The following is a 20,166-nucleotide window of genomic DNA, read 5'->3' as shown; positions in this document are numbered from 1 at the left end:
CCGCACCACCTGGGGCTTGTACTTGGTGCATACTGGCCAAGTGACAATGTCTGAGGGTGAAGCGAATGATCGGGTCCAAGTTGTTTTCCAGCTCGAACAGAACGATGGGTGGCCCCCTGTAGCTAGTGAGAGGCTGTGGGCCGTGCCGGTGGGCGTCGACCTAGTTCGAATTGATAACGTGCCGTGGTTCGTGCGCGACCTCTCGCTAAACGACATCGTGAGGACGCACACGAGGGTCGACGGGGGGGATTTGGAGGCGGTGGGGAAGGTTTCCTGGGCGGGTAACTGTACGGTGCGAATCATTCCCTACGAGTCGGGTAGGTTTTCCGGGGGTCCGCAGGGGGTTATCGATATCTTCTTGCCGCTGGGTGTTCGCGCTGAGGGGATTGAGCAATTCGGAATGATTGCTCTAAGTGTGCCGCCGTCGGCCGATATTCCCGGTGTTAAAGGGCTTCTAATTCGAGGCTCTGAGGCCGATTGGTGGGATTATGAGGAATCCTGCATCGGTGATGTGTGGGCGGACTCGAAGCCACGGTAACTGCACCCGCTCTATTTGATCGCGACGGAAAATATGAAGCCCCACCGGTTGGTGAGTGGTGGGGCTTTAGACCGTGTCCTGCATGGCTGTTCGGTCGTTGGGTTGGGTATGGGGGGTGGACGGTGGGGATGGATTGTTCCGGACGGGTTGTGGGAGATAGCCAGGCCGTTGTTGCCGGCTGCGCGGGTGCGTCCGCAGGGCGGCGGGGTCGCGAACATCGATGACGAGGCGGTCTTCGCTGCGATCGTCTACGTGTTGGTCAGCGGGTGTGCCTGGCGGGCGCTGCCGCCGTGTTTCGGGGCGTCGAAGTCGACGGTGCATCGTCGGTTCGTCATCTGGTCCCGGGCGGGAGTCTGGGGCCGGTTGCACCGCCATATTCTCCAACTCCTGGACGAGCGGGACCTGGTCGATCTGTCCCGGGCGGTTCTGGACTCCGCCCACGTTCGCGCCAAAAAGGGGGCGAACTTACAGGTCCGAGCCCCGTGGACCGGGGTAAGCCAGGTTCCAAGATGCATGTCCTGTCCGACGCGAACGGACTGCCTCTACGCGTCGGCCTCTCCGCGGCCAACACCCACGACAGCCTCGCGCTGAAGCCGATGGTGTCCCATTTCCACATGGGACACGAATCCCGCGCGAGCGATTCCAAGCCATAACGTCTGCACGCGGACAAGGCGTACGACGTACCTCACCTGCGAAAATGGTTGTGGGGCAAACGCATCGGCGTCCGCATCGCCCGCAAAGGCATCGAGTCAAGCGAACGATTAGGCCGCCGAAGGTGGGTCATCGAACGCACCATGTCCTGGCTCACCGGTTACCGCAGACTCAACCACCGATACGAACGCCACCCCCGCAACTACCTGGCCTTTCTCGGGCTCGCAGCAGCCGTCTGCTGCTATAAACGCTTCCGCAACCTCACCATGTAGGACACGGTCTTAGGCAGCAAAGAAGAGCGGCTTCCTTGTCCTCGCGGCCGCTTCCTGGCGCCTGTCACGGCTGGGCGTACTGCAGCGCACCGCCATTCCCGGCGACAGCCGCCGCATCATTGCCATCGCCCCCGCCTACGTCGCACCGATCGGCGAATGGCCTTCTGGCAGCGCCTCTGCCTGGGGAACGCGTCATGCGGGGTCTCGACCCTGCGGAACGCACCACAGCCATCACTGCCCTGCACGCCTACGAGGCTGCCTTGGAGCAGGTGGGGGACCAGCGTCATTCTTGACCTTGGGCAGCGAGGTATGAGCCGCCCAGCTGACGCCTCCTGCTACGACTGCCACAGATGAGAGGGCACAGGTATCTGAGATGAACGAGCAAGCAGCGGCGCTCGGTTCCTCTGGGGGGCAGCCGTCCGCGGTGGGGCGGCGCCTGCGCATCGTTCTGGATGCGGAGCGGGTGGTGGACGACCTGCGCCGATACTTCGGGATCGGCCTGCCCCCGGGTGCCGGCGCGTTCACGGGCGGCCGGTTCGAGCACTTGGCGGGCGGGGGTGACCGTCGGCAGGTCGCGGACCGGTTCACCGCAGAGGACCTGGTGGCGGTGCAGACCCTGTCGGTGACCGTCCCCGCGCCCGTCGCCCTCGACCTGCTGGAAGGCCCGCTGGGCGCTCAACTGTCCGAACTGCTGCGAGACATCCCTTCCGACATCGATCTGGCAGACGCCGATGCCTCGGTCGTCGCAGATGACTCGCCGGCATACCGGGCCTGGTGCCTGTTGGAGGACCAGTACAAAGTTGGGTGGGTGATCGCCGGGAAGCTCTTGGCCCGTAAGCGGCCGCGGTTGCTGCCGGTCTATGACCGGGTCGTGCGCTGCGCGCTCGGCCACCCGCCGTCGTTCTGGAATGACCTGCGCACCGCCCTGCGGGAGGATGATGCGGACCTGCACCATCGGCTCCTTGGCGTGCGTCAGAGGGCGGGCCTGCCCGAGACGGTCAGCGCGCTACGGGTCGCCGACGTTGCGGTATGGATGGCCCACCCCGCCCCGGGCCACCGCTGCCCGGACCGATAGGGGTGGCTTGTTGGCCGCTAAGCGGAGCGACCGACATGTCGAGCAGAGCGCGAAGCGCTGAACGCTCGCTCTTCCCACCCCGGGTCGCCGACGAGGTCAACTGCTCCATGCGTCTCGATAGTTAGTCGGAGTGCCTAGCCTGCTACGAACCAGAATTGGTCACGGTATTGCCCACATGCGGTCTGCACCACAGGGGCGTTGTCTGCCGTTCCTCGTGCAACCAGGCACTTGTAGCTGTTGGCGTTCGCTATCTGTGTGGTGCCGGGGAGGCTGTCGGCAGTGAGGATCCAGTACTGGTCGATGTAGTTCGCGCACGTGGTCTGAACCGCTTGGGCGCCTTCGGCGATTCCTCTGACCAGGAGGCATTTGTTGCTGTTCAGGTTGCGGATGCGGACCCGGCCCTCGCCGTCGATGGGTTCGATCTGCCACAACTGGTCGCGGTACTGCGAATCGCAGCTGATCTGCACTACAGGTGCGTTGTCGGCGGTCCCTCGGACGAGCAGGCATTTGCCGCTGTTGGCGTTTCTGATCCCGGGCAAGGCCAAGGGGCGCGGGATGTTGCCGGCAGTGCGCTCGGCTTGTGAACGGCCCGGGGTCACTGAGCCGTTCGGATCGGCGGAGGCGGAGCCGGAGGCCACGGCGGCCAAACCGACGGTCAGCGCGAACGCCAACGCCGTCGACGCTGTTCTGCTGTGTAAGAACCGCATAGTTCCTCCAGTGCCTGGCCCGTGTCACCCGCTTCCCGGGCGGCACTCCGCCACTGATGATGCCTGAGTTGGGACAATTCGGTGAGGTATTCAGTCTCAGCCGAAAAGCCCAGGTCACACGGGTGAAGAGGCGGTCCGTTCCCGGATCGGCCGGCCCTCTCCCGCCGACTACCGCCCCGGGCAGCCCGAGCTCCCGGGGGCGGAGCGGCCCCTCAAAGAGGGCAGCTGATGACTAGGTACAGGCCGCGGTCAGGGAGTTCGAAGTCGTCGGGCACGGCTCCCATGCCAGGGACGACGTGCGTTCAAGGAGAGGCAGGGGGGCAGGCGCGGGCCTTTTCTTCCCGTCCAGGGGGGGGAATGCCGGCCGGTTGCAGCAGTGTGGCCAGCCTCCTGTGCTGGCTCACCTCCTGCCCACACGGGGAGGACAGGGGGAGAGAGGCAGGCCAACTCATACAGCCGGGCGCACCGTTGCAGGGCCATCAAAACGGTGATGGGGGCCCTCGGGAGTCGGGTTCGTACACAAATCGCGTGGCGGCCCCGGGGGCGACGAGCGAGGAAACCGCCGGCGGAGGAGGGCGTCAGTTTTTTCGCGGCTGGGGAGCATGGACAGGGCCTGGGAGCGCTGTGCGACGAGGTCGCGACAGCGATCTCCACACCCGTCATCCCAAATCCCCTCGCAGACCACGCACATGGCGTACCGACCGTACCCACCCGCCCACCCCCCGTCTCCCGCGCACGCAGCTCATGACCGACCTGTTACCGACACTCCGTACCTCGACGTCTCGGTGCGACTTTGAGCCCAAGTTGGACCGTGCGCGTGGAGAAGAGCCCCGGTCTGCGGGAGGTGCTTGATCCACAAATCGGGGCTTTTTCGAGGCGAGCGTTCCCCACATGCCCTGTTTCGGGCAACTGTGGCACGCCACCGCTGGCTGCCCGCGCCATCCGCCATCCTGGTCTGGGCTGATGGCATTGGAGCTGCCCGTATCGCATTGCCAAATGCCGAGGATCTTGGCCCTTAGAAATGTCGCTGAGTAAGCGGGCTGAACTGTGTATGCCTGTGCACTCGCGTTAGGTCCGCCACACGCCCTTGGCTCCTGCTCCACGAAGGAGATCGACTACGATGTCGGAGCGGATGAATCGCGTCAAAGTGCCCGCAGCCGTCGTGTCTCCGTTGATGTCCACGTGACCGACGTTGACACCGGCGAGGAACGCCTGGTCGAAGCTGTTGGTCTCCAACGACTCCCAATCCACAGTGGGGTGGGGAATACGGCAGAGCACAGGCGCACCGGACATTCCACTCCAGCTGAAAGAATGACATAGCACCTCGCCGGGCTTGCAGAGTTCCCCGATCGCTGCGGGATAGCGCGGATCGCTTGCGACGACGCCGCCCACCAGAATGGGACGGTCCGCGCTGACACCACCGATGCCGGGATAGCCAGATGCGAGCACGGGGGTTCCAACAGTGATCCTCCCGCTCTCGAAATGCTCCTTACCTGCTAGAGCTGAGGGTTCAAGAGCGTTGAACTTCGCTGATGCCGCCTCTCTTGTCGAATCTAGACGTACAAAGGCAAGGTCGACAGGACCGGACGGGAACATGACGTCAGGCTGCTTGAGCGTTACCTCTTGCGGGGTAGGGAGCTGCTCTGGATCGGTGGGCTGATGGTGCCCACGAATCGTTAAGCCGCCGAGCGCCCAACCACGCGGTTGCCGGAAATTCGGGTCCAGGACGTGTCGGTTCGTCACCAAGTACCTGTCTTGACCAGTCTCGCTCTTCCGGCCCCATGTCTCCGCTTCATCCGTCCCCCAGGCGCTGACGATGAAGCCGCTTGCTCGGTTCTCGGAGGACACCAGATGGCCGCTAGCCTTGCTGTAGAAGACAGGGCGCAGTTGGACTGCTGCATACAAAAACGTCGCATCGATAAGTGGCATGCCTCATCGTGGTATCGCATGGCACGACGAAGATAGAGTCGCGGGGCCTCGAACGACTTCGCCATGCTTCAGAAACGATCCTAAGGAATCGTTCCATCGCGATCGTGACGTCAGACCGCACCTGCCGCGACTAGCCTGCGCCCGAGACGCTGCCCTCGTCCGAGGTCGCGCGGCGCCGACGCTCCCGCTCCTCATCCTGGGCCTGCATCGTGTACTCCCATTCCTCGGTCTTTTGCTGGTACGAGTCCTGGACGCGACTGAAGGCAGGACTCGCCGGAGGCAAGTCTTCTCTGAGACGCCAGGCGTAGGCGCACTCGATCATGTGGGTCACGGCCTCTGTCAGCACCCAGGTGCGACTCTTGCGAAAAAACGCATACTCCATCATGTCTAGGCTCTGCACATAGTTGAGTCCTTCCAGGAGGAGGCCGCGCAAAGCTTGATCACGGACCTCCAGCGCCGCCATACGCGCTGGACGCAGAAGTGGCTGCCACTGCAACTCCCACGCATGGTCTGCCGCAAGCTGTTGCTCGAAGTCCTCCTCATGCCCCTCACTGAACCTGAACTGATCCTTCGGGATCTGATCGGCCTTCTCCAGAAGCATGCCCAATGCCTTCGCCAGAACAGCCACGACAGCGATGCGCTCAGCGTCCTCGCGGGCCTGCTGAGCGTCAGCGAGCTGTCGATCGGCTACGGCCTTCGAGCCGCGAAGCCCGATGCCGCCACCGATGACCACACCAACAAGTCCCGTGACGGGTGAGAGCCAATCCATGTCCCTCAGTCTGCCGCTATCCCACCTGTGGGAGGCGCTCGATGACTCCCGAAAACCTGGCCTGCCGTCTCCAGATCCACCTACACCACTACGCAGACCAGCCCCGGCATAGCCGCAGTGCCCCTGTCCCGCGGCGCGCTGATTCCACGGGCACTGTCTGCTTGGCAGCAGCTCACCAGACCGAACCTTCAACGAGGCAGCCCCAGTGGTCCACTTCGGGATGACCATCCGCACTGACGCGCCGTCATGAACAAGGGCTCTTACCACTTCTAGGACGGCGACGGGTTGTGACACATGCAGGGGCAGTCGGCTCCCGGGCATGTTCCTGCGCGATAGGCGTGATCGACCGACCCTCGCTCCTGCAAGGCGAGGAGGAGTCTGCGCCCAATTTCGCCCAACGGCTATACCGAGCACCTTTGCGCACGCAGGTACGGGCTCGCCGCACTGCGAGGAGGGGGAGTACGCGGCGCCGGCCAACTTCCGTGTACGCAATGCCACCTCGGTGGCTCGATGGCCTCGCGTCAGCATCGTGTCAGACCCTCGGTACGAGTCCCAGACTTATGGGTGATTCTGGGCGGCGTTGAGGGTTTCCTCGACGGTGATGTCGATTGTCCGGTCGCGTTCGGCAGCGCTGAGCTGGGTTGCAGCGCTCTCGTGTTCGTTGATTTGAAGCCGGACGCGGCGGGTGATGGTGTCGGTGGAGGGGTTGGCGGCACCTCGGCCGCGAATGTCGTTGTACATCGTCCAGGCCAGGGTGGCGATGCTGACGATGAGGCCGGCAAGTGCTGTGGGATCTGTGTATTGACCCGGTCCTTGAGGCGTGTCGCGCGTTGCCAAAGTGGCTTCCACGTCCTCGACCAGTGAGGCGTGCACCGGTGAGGTCATGCGCTGGGCCGTGGCCCGGGCACTCTGCTCGATCGCGTCGTCCATGTGAGTGGCCTCCGTTGGTCCAGTCAGTCGGTGGTGAGGGCGTACTCGCGTACGGCGTCGGGCAGGCGGTTGCCGGTGGCGTGATGCCAGGCGTCTTCGAGGATCTGCACACCCAGCTGTGCGGTAAGGCGACGCAGCTGACGGTGGCCCGGTCCCGTGCTCGGGTGCGGGACTTCATCAAAGAGAGAAACACACCTGATCACCCACGTCAGCGCCTGCTCAGGGGCCGACCGTTTCTCCTCCAGCAGCCCCAATTGCGCATAACTTGACGTGGAGTCCACCGACACGTCCCAGTTGGCCGCTGCTCGTCGCCGCCGTCTCGCCCCTGCTGATGTGGTGGTTGGACATGGGCTGGGACGAGGTGATGACCGCCGACTTCGCCGCATACGGCCTCTTTCCGCTCGTGCCGGTGATCCTGTACTTCTGCGTCGACGCGGTACGCACCGTCTGCAAGGAGCAGCGGGAGGTCTCCGAGCGTGCCCTGGACCTGGTGGCGGCTGCCCACTCGGGCGACCCGTCGGATCTTCGCGCTCACGCACGCGACTTCGGCAACTCGCTGCTGCAGGCCAGGAGCGCGTTCAACACGCGTGTTCTTCCGCGGCAGGCCACTTTGCGCTTCGCTCGGGGAGTCCTGGGTGAGGCCGAAGCCGCTCGGCTCAGTGCCGCGTCCCTGGAGGCCGTCCGGGAGTTGGCCCGGATGAAGGCGTAGCCGCGCCAGCCTGTTTCGAGGCATCGGCGAGCCGGCGGCGTCCGAGAGGCCCGGTCTCCCGAGGCGTGCGCACGGCGGCGCCCGTTGCCGTCGGCCAGGCGGATCCCTCGAACGGGGCCGGCGGTGCGGCGTGGGGTGCCTTGGCGGTCAGGTGCCGGCCGCCGGGTTGACGGCGTTGCGGATGGCCATGTCAACGGCACGTTCGCTCGCGAGTTCGTAGTAGTAGCGGGCGCTGCCGGGATGCTCGCGCAGTACGCCGGCGAGGATCCGCGCGGCCTGGCCGTGCAGGCGGCGCAGCCAGTCCCGCGTCGCGATCTGCTGGTCGAACTCGTTGGACGCCTCGTCCCAGGTGCACATGCCGCGGGCGGCCTCCTCCAGGAGGTCCCACTGCTCCTCCTCGGCCGCGTGGCGGGCGACGCCGCGCAGCCAGGCGATGGCCCGCTTGGACTCGTTCCAGTGGGGCCAGCCGGTGCCGTCGCCCCGGACGTGACCGGTCATTGCCTCCACCAGGGTGCGGGCCTGCTCGGGGTGGTCCAGCAGGAGCGGCGCGGCCGTGTCCATGTCGAGGCCGGGCAGGACGTCCAGGTAGAGCTCGTAGTCGTCTCCGTGGTCGGCGGCCAGGGCCAGCAGCCGGCGGGCGGCGTCGGTGTCTCCCTCCTGGGCGGCCGCCAGGACCTGGTGGGCCCGCGCGACGGGCAGGTCGATCTGCGGTGCGGTCTCCTGCTCGACCAGGTCGAGGAAGTTGGCGATCGTCTGCGGGCGCTGGAGCGGATCGCGGTAGGTGCAGCGCCGTACGACGCCGCGCCAGGGCCCGGCCGGCAGCAGTGGGACATTCACCTCCGGGGGGAGGCCGGTGAGCAGCCATCCGATGACCTTGCCCAGGCTGTAGATGTCGCTGGCCGGGGTGGCGTTGTGCGGATCGACGGACAGTTCGGGGGCGCCGAACTCGGCGGTCCCGATCGTGGTGCCGGTGCGCTTGGGGTTGGTCGTCTGCCCGCGGGGACGGCGCACGATGCCCCAGTCGCCGAGAACCCAACGGCCGTCGAGGAGGAGGATGTTGGCGGGTTTGATGTCGCGGTGCAGGTAGTCCAGGCGGTGGGCGTCGGCCAGTGCGGAGGCGACCGCGTCGACCAGGGCCCGCAGCTGCGCGTCGTCGCGCTGCAGCTCGGGCTGGAGGCCTTCGGCGGTGTTCTGGGCCATCGGCATGACGAACCACTCGGCCCGGGGGCTGGAGTCGAGGACCGGCATCACGTGGCGGTTGGCGCCGAGCTTCTGCGCCACCTCGATCTCGCGCAGCATCCTCGCGGTCAGGTTCTCGCGCAGCGAGCGCGGCTTCTTGAACGCGACGACGGTTCCCGTCTCCTTGTGCACGGCCTCGTGGACGATGCCCATGCCGCCCTTGCCGTCGGGCAGGGGGAACTTCTGAAGCGCGTAGTCCTTTTTCACCCCGCGGGCCTGGCGGCGCACCGCGTCGTACGGATCGGCGGCCGGTGGTGGCGCAAGATCGTCGGGCGTGGGTGCGTCGGCGGGGTGGTGGCCGGTGATCTTCATGAGGACGGGGTGGACGGCGTTGACGTCGTTGGTCGGCAGGGACCCCAGCAGGTACGCAGGTCCGCCCGCCGGGCTCTGGAGGAGCCCGAGTACGTCGCCGAGCTGCACCTCGGCGACCGCGTTGCTGGTGCGGCCGGCCGCGTCGAGGGCGTGCACTTCCACACCGACCCCCGAGCCGGAGCGTCCGGCCACCAGGACGGTGTCGCCGCCGCTATGGGCCAGATGTCCCGGGTAGGACACCGGAGTCAGCATCCAGTCCTCGCGCCCCCGGGCGCTGGTGCTGACGGCGATGTCGACGACGGCGCTGTGTCCGCCGGCGGCGAGGAGGAAGCGCCGCTCGCCGAGCCAGGCGGCCGAGCGGACCGCCGCGTCGAAGTCGAGGGAGAACCGCTGCTGGTCGCCCACCTGCTCGGCGAGCCTCGTGAGCGCGAGGGTTGAGCCGGTGCCGGCGCCGAGGGCCGCGCCGGATCCGGACAGGACCCACACGCTCGCGTCGGGGCCGAGCAGCAGGTTGGCGTTGGCCTCGAAACCGCCGCCGGCCGCCTGCAGTACGCCCTCGCGCCACCTCACTACCGCCGGTCCGCACAGCACCCACACCGTGCCGTCGGGCAGCACCGCCGCATCGCCGTGGACGCCGGGAAGCGGCAGCCGCCACCTGGTTCCTCCCCGCTGCATGTCCACTTCGGCCAGACCGGCTTCGGTGGTGATCAGCGCACTGTCGGCGGACGCCCAGGCCATCCCGGTCGGCCGTAGCGGCCAGGACTCGCCCGCCATGACGACACCGACGTCGATGCCCGCCGCCGGCCGGGACGGCACGGTCGCCGTCCCGGCCGGGCGGGCCGCCAGCGCCAGCTCCGGGGCCTGTTCCGGAGGCTGTTCGAGCAGAAGCTCGTGCAGCAGGGTGTACGGCGGCCGCGGCGGTCGGAAGGCCGCGCGGATCAGGGACGCGAGGGAGGCGAGGTCGCACACGGCGGCCTCGAGATGGTCACGGTCCAGGAGAACGCTCTGCGCCGGCAGGGCGCTGCTCACGGCGTCGTCCATGTCCTGGCTCGCGGCCCTCGCGCAGAGCAGGATCCATCGCACACCCGGCCCGAGGTCTCGTTCGCGGGCGCGGACCGCGGCGCGGGCCGACTCGGCCGCGGCGCCGCCGGCCGCGGCCGACACGGTGATCGCGTAGTCGCGTCCGGCGAGTTCGAAGAACACGGCCAGCTCGTCGGGCGACCGGTGGGCGAGCGTCGCCTCGGGGTCGGTGCGCCGGATCAGCGCCGCCACCACCTCGACCAGGAGCCGGTGGCGGTCGTGCTCCAGCAGTTCGTCGCTGTGGACCTGGCCGTACTCGGCCAGCAGCTCCCGTACGTCCTCCATCGCCCCGCCCGTGCATCGTGCCGGCCCCGGGCTCCGTGCCCGCCGCGGACATTGTCCCGCACGGCAGGGTGCGACGTGCGCGATCACCGGGATCATCCAGCCGCCCGGGACGATGCCGCAGACCGCTCCGGTCCCCGCTCGCCCTCAGGATCCCGCTCCCCTGGCGCCGGTGCCGGGCGGTGAGGGCGCGGACAAGCGCGAGCACGTCCTCCCGCAGGCGGGCGAGTTCCTCGTTCTCCTCTACGACAACCCCCACGCCCTGCTGCTCTGCCGCTAGAAACGCGACCTGGCCATGTGCGAGCGCCCCACCGACAGCAACATTCCAGCCCGTCGCCCCCGACGGACCGAACGAAGCAGTGGGCAACTGCTGCCACGTGCAGCCTGACGTGGCCACGAAGTTGCCGACGCCGAACGTCGTCCCCCTTCGGCCGAAACGCATGTTTGACGATCAGCTGTGACTGAGCGCTTCACTCCCCTCCCACCAACTGACCGCGACGAGGGTGCTATTGGCTCGCCGTAGGCCTTTTGGGCAGACTAGCCGGATCGGCTGAGACCATCAGCCGTCGGGATCGGTCCGGGGTCGCGCAGACGGCCTCGCTGGACAAGGGGCGCGGGCATACGGTGGCGGATATCGGGCTGGCTGTAGCGATCGAGGAGCTAAGGCAGGAGCTGTACCTGGCCCAGAGCGCGGGAGCGGGGCAGCAGCTCGCCTTCGAGATCGAGGAGGCGCAGCTTGAGCTCTTGTTGGAGCTGCGCAATGAGGGCCGTGGTGGGGGGAAGCTGACGTTTGGCGTGGCCACTGTGGACGCAAGCGGCTCGGTGGGATCGACGCGCGCTCACAAGCTGACCCTCAAACTGAAAGTCAAGGACCGCGCCACCGGAGATGGGCAGGTCGACGTCGGGGTCGAGGAAGCCGGCTCCTGGGACGAGGACTAATTCGGGCAGGCGGAAGGCTGACCAGGGGATGGGCTGAGGCAACTCCGTGGACGAGCGCAGGTTGGCTGATGTCCGCTGCGATGGCAGGGGCCGCCGTAAGGCTGGATCTGGCTATCTCGTCGCTCCGCAGCTGGTGCTGACCGCCCGCCATGTCCTCGTCGACGAAGCCGGCGAGGTCTGGCCCAGGATCACCGTTCGGGTGGGTCACCCGCAGTCCGGGAGCGTGTACCGCCGGAAAGCCTCCGTCTGCTGGACCGGCTCCGACGGCCTGGATGTAGCCCTGCTGCGCTTGGACGCGCCCGTGCATATCCCGGGAACGGTGCGCTGGGGCCGACCGGTGGGCAGCGACGCCCTCCCGTATGCGGGTCTGGGGTACCCGCTTCAGACTAGGGCCACAGACGGGCACCGCCGGGTCGAGCACCTGCGTGGCATGCTCTCCCCCCTGGCTGGGGGCGAAGGCAGGCATGACCTGCACACCCTTGACCAGGATGCCGCCCCACGTCTGAGGACGGACCAGCGGCAAGCGTGGAGCGGGGTCTCCGGGGCAGCGGTCTTCTGTCAGGGCCACCTCGTGGGCGTCGTTCTGCAGGACGACGAGGAGCACGAGAACCGCCGCCTGCACGCGCTGCCAGTCCGCAAGTTCGCCACAGACTCTGCCTTCGTCGAACTGCTGAATTGTCACGGGGGCGTGGCGCCCGCTCTTGTGGGGGTAGGGGGACAGCCTGCGGTACCGAGCTCCGGATACCTTCTGGAGGTTCGTGAACTCGCCGCAGAGCGCTTCGAGGGCCGTGCGCAGGAGCTGGCCGCGATGGCTGCATTCTGCGCCGAGCCCCTTGAGTCGCCAAAGGGTGAAAGTGCCTACTGGCGGTGGCTGGCCGAGCCGTGGTCGGGCAAGACGGCGCTGATGGCCCAATTCGCGCTGCAGCCACCACCGGGTGTGAGCGTGCTCGCCTTCTTCATCACCCATCGCCACGGCGGAAATTCCGACCGCACTGCCTTCCTCTCCGCCATGGAGCGGCAACTGCGTGAATACCTGCACGACCGCGAGCTTGAGTGCAGGACCCAGGGACAGTTCCTGGTCGGGTTGCGGCGGGCGGCCAAGCATGCCGAGGAGAACGGCCACTGTTTGGTTCTGCTTGTCGACGGACTGGACGAGGACACCGGGGTCGTCAGCGCTGTATCCGGCCACAGTATTGCGGCCTTGCTGCCCCGACAGGTGCCCTCCGAGCTAAGGGTTCTCGTGGCGGGACGGCCCAACCCCCCGGTACCAGGTGACGTCTCGGCGGGCCATCCACTGCGGAGCCACGCGATCGACCACTGGCTGGAAAAGTCGTCAGTGGCCCAGGCTGTCCAAGAGGAGGCGGAGCGAAGCCTCGACGCACTGCTGGCTGGCGGGGGGCTCGGCGAGGAACTGGTTGCATTGACGGCGGCCGCCAGCGGAGGCCTGAGCGCTGCCGACCTCGCCGAACTCACGGGGATGTCAGCACGCAAGGTCGAGCTGGAACTCGGAGGGATTGCCGGCCGGGTGTTCCAACGTCGTGTCGCCCCCACGCCCGGCCTGGACAACGGCCTCTTCTCCTTCGCACACCAGCAGCTTCTCGCCAGCGCCCTTGAGTTGCTGGCCCCGGATGCCCTCAACGCTGCCCGAGACCGCATCCACGCTTTCGTCGCCCGCCATCGCCAGGATGGCTGGCCACTTCGCACGCCGGATTACGCGCTGCGCGGCTACTCTCAGATGCTGCGCGTACAAGGTGATACGGCTCGGCTGGTCGAGCTGGCTACCGATCCTCGGCGGCACGAGCGCCTGTGGCAGCGTAGCGGAGGACACCAGGCGGCACTGGAGGAGATTTCCTCAGCCTTCGACCTCCTGCTCGCGTCGGATGAGCAGACCACGGCGGTCGGGGCGGATGGCCCCGATCTGGCCGCCGCGCTACGCCTGGCAATGTGCCGGAACACCCTCCACGACAAGATCACAGAGGTGCCGTCGGGACTGCTGGATGTGTGGGCCAGGCTCGGGGCAACGGAGAAGGCTGTAGCGCTGGCGCAGAGCCACCCTGATCCAAAGACCAGAGCTAGGCAGCTGGCCGAACTCGCGGAGACCCTGATGTCCCACGGTCACGCAGGTGCGGCGCACCCCGTGCTGGTCGAAGCCGAAAAGGCAGCTAGGGAGGTTCCGGGCGACGATCTCCACTCCCACATGGCGCGCTTGTTCGCCCGCATTGGCGATGACGACCGTGCAATCGCTCTCGCGCAAGGCATCACCGATCCTGAGGCGCGGTCGTGGGCACTGTGCGGCGTCGCCCAGGCCTGGGCCATGATTGAGCGCTACCGGGAAGCGACCGACCTCGCTGGCATCATCCCCGACCGGGAGTCGCAAGATCATGCCCTGACCGGAGTTACGGAGGCACTCGCTTCCGCAGGCAGGCACCGGGAAGCGGCGGCCACTGCACAGCTCATAGGCATCCCCACGACACGTGCAGATGCGCTGGCCAACGTGGCGGGGAGCCTGACCAAGGCAGGTTGTCAACCGGACGCCCTGAACCTGCTGGCCAGCGTTACCGGCCCCGAGGAGCAGGTGCCGATACTGGCGGCCATGCTCCTGAGCTCGGTCGAGGCGGGCTGGTGTCAGCAGGCAGTCAACCTCGCAGGCCGACTCGCCGACGTGGCAGACACGACCTGTGACTTGAAGTGGGCGGATACCGCACTGCTCGAGGCTTCCCTCGGACTGGCACGCGCGAGCGACTACGCGCTCGCCGCTGAGATGGCCCGCCGCATTTCCGATCTCTTCCTCAGGGCCTCGGCCCTGGCCGATCTCGCTGATCATCTGGCTCACATGGGCGAGGGCCGAGCCTGTCTGGCCCACTCGGGCGAAAATCAATTCGCAACCCAGATCGCCACTGAGGCAGCAGAGGCCGCCCGTGATGTAGGCCCTCTCGGGCAGCGGGTGCGGATGCTCGCCGAGACCGCCCGTACTGCCGCCTGTACAGGCCAGGACGATCTGGCCGCCACCCTGGCCAAGGAGGCGGCTCTCGCGGTACAGGAGAGTACCGGTCGCCTCGAGGCAACCGACGTTTCCTCAGCAGTCGAGCACCTGGTCGAAGCTGGCCAGTACAAGCAGGCCCGTGCCATGGCCAGTGCTGAGCTGGCTGTCGAGAATCCGACTCTGCTGAAAACGCACCTCGTGCACGCCTTGGCCGCGGCAAGGCAAGAACACCTAGCAGTCGATCTGACGTTGACGATGGCCGCTCCCGAGGAGCGGGACGGCGCATTCGTGGGCATCATCGACATTTTGGCCATTGCCGGGCAGTTCGAGCTGGCGCTGGAGCTGGCCAGCAAGATCACGGACCCAGTGCGGCAGGCCAAGGCTCAGGGCTCCATCGCCAAGTTCGTGGCGGAAGCAGGTGAACACCGGCGGGCCGCCGACCTGGCCCTCACCATCACCGACCAAGAGGAGCAGGCCAATGCCCTCACCCACATCGCCGCCGCCTGGGCAGCCAGCGGAGCGTTTGAACCGGCTCTGGAGTTGGTCAGTAGCATCACGGACCCGGCAAGACAGGCCTGGGCACAGGCCTCCATCGCGGAGTCCATGGCAGAGGCAGGTGAACATCAACAGGCTGCCGACCTGGCCCTCACCATCACCGACCAAAAGGAACGGGCCGATGCCCTAGCCACCATCGCGGACGTCACAGTCCAGTCTGGTAAGCCGCAGCTCGGCGCCGACCTTGCCCAAGCCGCCGCAGCGGCCTCGCTGGGCATCACGAACACGGACCGACGCAGCGGCGAGCTAATGGCCCTGGCCGGCGCCTTGGCCGAAGCCGGAATGAGCGGATTGGCAGTCAGGATCGCCCAGATCGTTCCAGGCTCCTTCAACGAGCTGGGGGCGGAGCAGGTGGTGCAAGCGCTCGCCCGGGACCGGCACGAGACGCAGGCCCTTCACCTCGTACGCGATTCTGGCGCAGGCGAGCGGGAAATCGTCGAGGCAATGATCATCATCGCGGATATCATGGCCGAGGAGGGCAGACTTCCCGAAGCGAGCGAGGTGGCCCTGCAGGCCGTCGACCGGGCGCGTGCCTTCACCGACGCACGAGAGCGGGACCGTTCGCTGATCGAAATCGCGGAAGTTCTCACCTACGCACAGAAGGACCAGCAGGCAATCGAGCTCGCGCTGTCCATCGCCGACCCCGGCGAGCAGGAGGCTGCACTGGCCAAGGTGGCCGTATCCCTGACGCGGTCAGACCAGTACCAGAAGGCGGTCGACCTGGCGCACACTATCTCCTTTCCTGACCTCAGGGCGTGGATCTTCGCCTACCTCGCCCGTACCGTGGCTGAGCGGGGCCAGCTTCCCGAAGCGGCCGAGTTCAGCGCGCAAGCCCTCGAGGTGGTCGGCGCCGTCACCAGCGCCGATGAACGGGACAACGTTCTTGGGCAAGTGGCGATGGCGTGGTCTCACATTGGACGCCATCAGGAAGCCGCGGACCTCACTAGGAAGATCACCGATGTCGGCCACCGCCTGTGGGTAACGGCCGAGATCGCCGACATCCTCGCGCTGCAGGGCCAGCATGGCGAGGCCATCGGCCTGGCAGAACAGATCACTGATCTGGTGTCTACGGTTGTCGAGCCATACGACCGTGAACGTGTGCTTACCGCTCTGGCTCAAGTCTGGGTCCGTGCCGACCGCTGCCAGGAGGCCAAAAACATCACCACCACTATGTCTGACACGCACTCCCAGAAGTGGTTGGGACAGCGACAGGTCATTGGCTTTCTAACCGCTGCGGCCAAATACGAGGAGGCCGTCGACTTCGCCGCCTCCTTCAACGAGGAGCACCAGGCCGAGGCCCTGAGCGACATCGCACGCGCCCTAGCCCAGGCAGGACGGCACGAGCAAGCAGTCACTCTTGCCCGCACCATCACCAAACCGGAAGAGCGCGCCGGGGCCCTGGCCTCCATAGCCACCCGCGACGGGCTGTCGGAAAGCAAGCGTCGGCTGTTGCTCACCGAAGCCCTGACCGCCCCTACTTGGTTTCGTCCGGTACCCAGGTTCGGCGTAACGCCACTACTCAAGGCCGTCGGGCGCGTCGCGCCGCGTGCCCTTTCCGAGGCCGCGCAGCGAGTCCTCGGAGAACTCGTGTAGAAAATGCGACAGCGGCCCCCTGGAGCCGCCGTAAGGTCACCTGCCACTCAGCTCCGGCATACCGACTCAACACGCTGACTTGCCAAGGAAGATGAACGCGGCCGGGTAGAGCCGGTCTTCGGACGGGTCGTCGATGCCGGCAATGTGCAGACCGCGATAAGTGACGAATCCGCTGTCCGCCGCATCGTGCGTGCTGGGGATCCAGATCTGTTCGGCGGGGTGCATGGTGCCGTCGTCACCCTCGTGGGTCTCGATCTCGTACAGGGAAGTGGTGATCATGCGGCAGTCGCTCCTTGAAGCGTGCTTGGGGCTGTGCGGGACACGGTGATGCCGATCTCGAAATTTCCTCAGTGTCGCTCTTCGTCCCAGTTGGTTCACGAAGTGAATCAACTGGGGAATGTGGGGAGCGGAAAGCACAAGGACTCACCGATCGCCTGTCGGTGAGTCCTTGAGTGCGGGTGCGTCAGTGGGACGAGACGAACCCTGCTGACTGGTCGAGGTGGAAGGGTGAGCCGGGGCTTTCGGCCGTCCAGCCCTGGGTGAGAGCGGTGCGGATGGCGGCAGCCACCTGGGATGGCAGGACTGGGCTGCTTGGGGTTCCTAACCAGTTGCTCGGATGCGGCTGGTTGGTGGTGATCACCAGTGTGGTGCCTGGGTTGTCCGCATGCTCGACCGCGTAGGTGAGAGGCCAGTGGACGAGTCCCTGGTCGTAGGTCGGCCGTCCGCGCAGGCGCCATCGGTAGGTTGCGATCTCTCGGGTTTGGGGCAGTGGTGGTGAGAGACAGTTGGTTGTGGGGTTGTTGTTGCTGTTCAGAGGCTTCTTCGTGGACTGGTGGTGACTGTCTTTGTGAGTGAGAGGTTGGGGGTGGGGTGCTGTCTGGGGTGCGTTATCTGATGGGGGGTGATGCTGTCTCAGGTTCGAGGGTTCTCATGCGGTGGCAGTGGTGGCCGGGGGTGTGATGGGGGGATGGGCGAGCGGGTTCTGGGCACGGGGCGGGTGGGGTTGCCGAGGGGGTTGGTGGTGCGGCGTCTGCTGGAGCGGCAGCGGGCGGGGGAGTTGTCGACTCGGCATGTGGTTGCGGTTGCTGAGACGGTGGGTGTGTCCGAGCGGACGGTGTGGCGCTGGCTGGAGCAGGCGAAGGCGACCGGGCGGGTGGAGCCGGGGGGCCGGCAGGGGTACGCGGTGTCGGACGAGGTGTGGGAGGTGCTGGGCGAGGCGGGGGGAAACGTCTCGGAGTTGCGGCGCCGGCTGCTGGCCGGTGCGGGCGGGGACGGTTCGGTGCCGTCGATGTCGACGCTGAGCCGGGTGGTTGTTGGACGACTCTCTGCATGAACACGTGGGTGGGGGTTCGCGACGTTCGTGATGGACATGAGTGTTGATCTTGGTGGGCAGGGTGATCTCTGTTCGTGCACGACGACAGCGTGTGCACGGGGCGGAGGTGGGTGTGCTCGTCGTGGACACCGATGTCGTACGGGTGGAACAGCAGCTACTTCGGGGGGACTTGGAGTGTCCGGGGTGCGGGGCGGTGCTGGCGCCGTGGGGGCACGGGCGGCCTCGGGAGGTACGGGGTGATCTCGGGGCGAGGCTGTTTCTGCGGCCCCGCCGCAGCAGGTGTTCGGGGTGCCGGGTGACGCATGTCCTGCTCGCGCAGGCGGTGTTGCCGAGGCGGCTCGACGCGGCCTCGGTGATCCAGGCGGGGCTGGAGATAGCGGCCCGCGGGATGGGGCACCGCCCGATCGCGGGGGTGCTGGGGCTTGCGGAGGGGACGGTTCGCGGCTGGATTCGCCGGTTCGCCTTGCGGGCGGAGGACGTACGGCGGCATTTCACCGTGGTGCTGGTCGCGCTCGCCGACGAGCCGGTGGTCCCGGAGGCGTCCCGCTCGCCGCTGGCGGACGCGGTGAGCGCGGTGGTGGCCGCGCATCGGGCGGCCGGGATGAAGTGGGCGGGCGTGAACACCGTGTCGCGGTGGGAGTTCGCTGGCCGGGCGATAGGGGGGGGCCTTCTGGCCTGCGCTTGTGCACCGGGTTGAGCAACACGGGCCGCCCCTGGGCCCGGGAAAGGAGGACCGCGAATCTTGATCGTGTCGGCCGCACCGGTGCGGGCCGTTGATCGAGAGGCGAGGTGGAGTGCCGCATGTCATCGAGTGAGGACGAGGACCGCCGGCGGGCGGACAAGGCCCGGCAGGTGGGCCTATTCCGCTACGGCCTGATTCAGGACCTGATCGATTCGAAACTGACGACCCGCGAGCGCGGACGCCTGGCACGGGAGGTCGCGACGCGCGAGCACACCGACCCGTTCGGCCGGCAGGTGAAGGTCTCGCGGGGCACGATCGACCGCTGGACACGGGCCTACCGCCAGGGCGGTTTTGCCGCTCTGGCGCCCGAGCCGCGGCAGGTCGCCCCGCGCACGCCGGTGGAGGTGCTGGAGCTGGCCGCCGCGCTGAAGAGGGAGAACCCGGCGCGGACGGCCGCGCAGATCCAGCGGATCCTGCGCACGACGCAGGGCTGGTCACCGAGCGACCGCACCTTGCAGCGGCACTTCGTGAACGCCGGGCTCACCGGCGCCGGGGAGAACGGCCAGCGCAGTGTGTTCGGGCGGTTCGAGGCGGTCCGCGGCAACGAGCTGTGGACCGGGGACGCGCTGCACGGGCCGAAGATCGGCGGCCGGAAGACGTACCTGTTCGCGTTCATCGACGATCATTCGCGGGCGATCGTGGGGCACCGTTTCGGGTTCGCGGAGGACACCGTCCGCCTGGCTGTGGCCCTGCGGCCGGCGCTCGCCTCGCGCGGGGTTCCCGAGTCGGTCTATGTCGACAACGGGTCCGCGTTTGTGGACGCCTGGTTGCTGCGGGCCTGCGCGAGTCTGGCGATCAAGCTGACGCATTCGCGGCCCGGACGCCCGCAGGGCCGGGGCAAGATCGAGAGGTTCTTCCGCACGGTCCGTGACCAGTTCCTCGTCGAGCTCGACGAGGAGGGCGCCGGCCGGATCGAGTCGCTGGGTGAGCTGAACAGGCTGTTCACCGCCTGGGTGGAGACGGTATATCACCGCACGGTGCACTCCGAGACGGGGCAGCCGCCGATCGAGCGGTGGCTGGCGGCGATTCCCCAGCCGCTGCCGCTGCCTTCCCCGGCCGACCTGCGTGAAGCGTTCTTGTGGTCGGAGAAGCGCACGGTGACCAAGACCAGGACGGTCAGCCTGCACGGCAACACCTACGAGGTCGACCCGATGCTGGTCGGTATGCGCGTCGAGCTGGTCTTCGATCCGTTCGACCTCTCCGAGATCGAAGTACGCGCGCACAACCGGGTGCTGGGCAAGGCCCTGCCGCACCACGTCGGCCGCCACACCCACCCCAAGGCGAAGCCCGAGACCCCGGCCGAGCCCGCCCCGCGGACCGGCATCGACTACCTGAAGATTCTGGAGGTCAGCACGTGTCGGCGTACAAGTGAACGTGCACCACTTCGTACGGAGGAATGTGCACCGTTTTCGGTGTGGTGATGGGGTGGGAGCCGTGAGTCTGCTGCTGTCGGTTCGAGGTGGCAGGGAGGCGTCTGACGGTGGTGTTGGATCCACTTCGGTGGTTGGAGTTGAGGCGGTTTCGTCCG

Annotated in this window: 15 protein-coding genes and 1 pseudogene; 9 read left to right on the top strand and 7 right to left on the bottom strand. The window is 67.0% G+C overall.

The window, feature by feature from the left end; translation table 11 throughout:
* Positions 1 to 46: 46 nt before the first annotated feature.
* From OHS57_RS37720 to OHS57_RS00230, 3 genes and pseudogenes are all read left to right on the top strand, one after another.
* Positions 47 to 538 carry a DUF4265 domain-containing protein gene (locus OHS57_RS37720; RefSeq protein WP_443043037.1) on the top strand — a complete coding sequence of 164 codons (492 nt, stop codon included), beginning with the start codon at positions 47 to 49 and terminating at the stop codon, positions 536 to 538.
* 108 nt (positions 539 to 646) lie between these two features.
* Positions 647 to 1,461: pseudogene (locus OHS57_RS00235) on the top strand (IS5 family transposase).
* A 373-nt stretch (positions 1,462 to 1,834) separates the two neighbouring features.
* Entirely contained in the window at positions 1,835 to 2,536 is a 702-nt protein-coding gene (locus tag OHS57_RS00230) for a DUF6308 family protein (RefSeq protein ID WP_328580465.1), read from the top strand.
* Between the two features lie 134 nt (positions 2,537 to 2,670).
* Here OHS57_RS00230 and OHS57_RS00225 read toward each other — a convergent pair whose 3' ends face one another.
* The 5 genes from OHS57_RS00225 to OHS57_RS00205 all read right to left on the bottom strand — a co-directional run bounded on the left by OHS57_RS00225 (position 2,671) and on the right by OHS57_RS00205 (position 7,152).
* Entirely contained in the window at positions 2,671 to 3,207 is a 537-nt protein-coding gene (locus OHS57_RS00225; protein ID WP_328580464.1) for an RICIN domain-containing protein, read from the bottom strand.
* A gap of 1,104 nt (positions 3,208 to 4,311) precedes the next feature.
* Positions 4,312 to 5,172, bottom strand: a complete 861-nt coding sequence (locus OHS57_RS00220) for a trypsin-like peptidase domain-containing protein (RefSeq protein WP_328580463.1) — start codon at positions 5,170 to 5,172, stop codon at positions 4,312 to 4,314.
* A 130-nt stretch (positions 5,173 to 5,302) separates the two neighbouring features.
* A complete protein-coding gene (locus OHS57_RS00215; RefSeq protein ID WP_328580462.1) occupies positions 5,303 to 5,941 on the bottom strand; it encodes a hypothetical protein in 639 nt (212 codons plus the stop codon).
* Between the two features lie 558 nt (positions 5,942 to 6,499).
* On the bottom strand, positions 6,500 to 6,871 hold the full coding sequence (locus OHS57_RS00210) for a hypothetical protein (protein ID WP_328580461.1): 372 nt from the start codon (positions 6,869 to 6,871) through the stop codon (positions 6,500 to 6,502).
* 23 nt (positions 6,872 to 6,894) lie between these two features.
* Complete coding sequence (locus OHS57_RS00205) at positions 6,895 to 7,152, bottom strand: hypothetical protein (protein ID WP_328580460.1); 258 nt, start codon at positions 7,150 to 7,152, stop codon at positions 6,895 to 6,897.
* Here OHS57_RS00205 and OHS57_RS00200 point away from each other — a divergent pair.
* Positions 7,137 to 7,580, top strand: coding sequence for a hypothetical protein (locus OHS57_RS00200; protein WP_328580459.1), 444 nt, complete (start codon positions 7,137 to 7,139; stop codon positions 7,578 to 7,580). The two genes, OHS57_RS00205 and OHS57_RS00200, sit on opposite strands and share 16 nt — an antisense overlap.
* A 147-nt stretch (positions 7,581 to 7,727) precedes the next feature.
* Here OHS57_RS00200 and OHS57_RS00195 read toward each other — a convergent pair whose 3' ends face one another.
* Positions 7,728 to 10,496, bottom strand: coding sequence for a serine/threonine-protein kinase (locus OHS57_RS00195; RefSeq protein WP_328580458.1), 2,769 nt, complete (start codon positions 10,494 to 10,496; stop codon positions 7,728 to 7,730).
* Between the two features lie 621 nt (positions 10,497 to 11,117).
* On the opposite strand from OHS57_RS00195, the gene OHS57_RS00190 reads away from it, so the two are divergent.
* Together OHS57_RS00190 and OHS57_RS00185 are read left to right on the top strand one after the other, a co-directional pair.
* Positions 11,118 to 11,432 (top strand): trypco2 family protein, encoded by a 315-nt coding sequence (locus tag OHS57_RS00190; protein WP_269246235.1) that lies wholly within the window; start codon positions 11,118 to 11,120, stop codon positions 11,430 to 11,432.
* Positions 11,433 to 11,478: 46 nt separating this feature from the next.
* Positions 11,479 to 16,563 carry a serine protease gene (locus OHS57_RS00185; protein ID WP_328580457.1) on the top strand — a complete coding sequence of 1,695 codons (5,085 nt, stop codon included), beginning with the start codon at positions 11,479 to 11,481 and terminating at the stop codon, positions 16,561 to 16,563.
* A 66-nt stretch (positions 16,564 to 16,629) separates the two neighbouring features.
* Here the strand turns inward: OHS57_RS00185 and OHS57_RS00180 are convergent, their stop codons facing one another.
* Positions 16,630 to 16,842 carry a hypothetical protein gene (locus OHS57_RS00180; RefSeq protein ID WP_328580456.1) on the bottom strand — a complete coding sequence of 71 codons (213 nt, stop codon included), beginning with the start codon at positions 16,840 to 16,842 and terminating at the stop codon, positions 16,630 to 16,632.
* 820 nt (positions 16,843 to 17,662) lie between these two features.
* Between OHS57_RS00180 and OHS57_RS00175 the strand changes: the two genes are divergently transcribed.
* From OHS57_RS00175 to OHS57_RS00165, 3 genes are all read left to right on the top strand, one after another.
* Entirely contained in the window at positions 17,663 to 17,896 is a 234-nt protein-coding gene (locus OHS57_RS00175; RefSeq protein ID WP_328580455.1) for a hypothetical protein, read from the top strand.
* A gap of 40 nt (positions 17,897 to 17,936) precedes the next feature.
* Positions 17,937 to 18,593, top strand: a complete 657-nt coding sequence (locus tag OHS57_RS00170) for a DUF6431 domain-containing protein (RefSeq protein WP_328580454.1) — start codon at positions 17,937 to 17,939, stop codon at positions 18,591 to 18,593.
* A 104-nt stretch (positions 18,594 to 18,697) separates the two neighbouring features.
* On the top strand, positions 18,698 to 20,059 hold the full coding sequence (locus OHS57_RS00165; protein WP_328580453.1) for a DDE-type integrase/transposase/recombinase: 1,362 nt from the start codon (positions 18,698 to 18,700) through the stop codon (positions 20,057 to 20,059).
* Positions 20,060 to 20,166 lie beyond the last annotated feature (107 nt).

Origin of the sequence: Streptomyces sp. NBC_00370 (assembly GCF_036084755.1) — a bacterium.
GTDB lineage: Bacteria > Actinomycetota > Actinomycetes > Streptomycetales > Streptomycetaceae > Streptomyces.
Note: the sequence above shows the minus strand (reverse complement) of the source record. Positions and strands in the feature narration are given on the sequence as shown.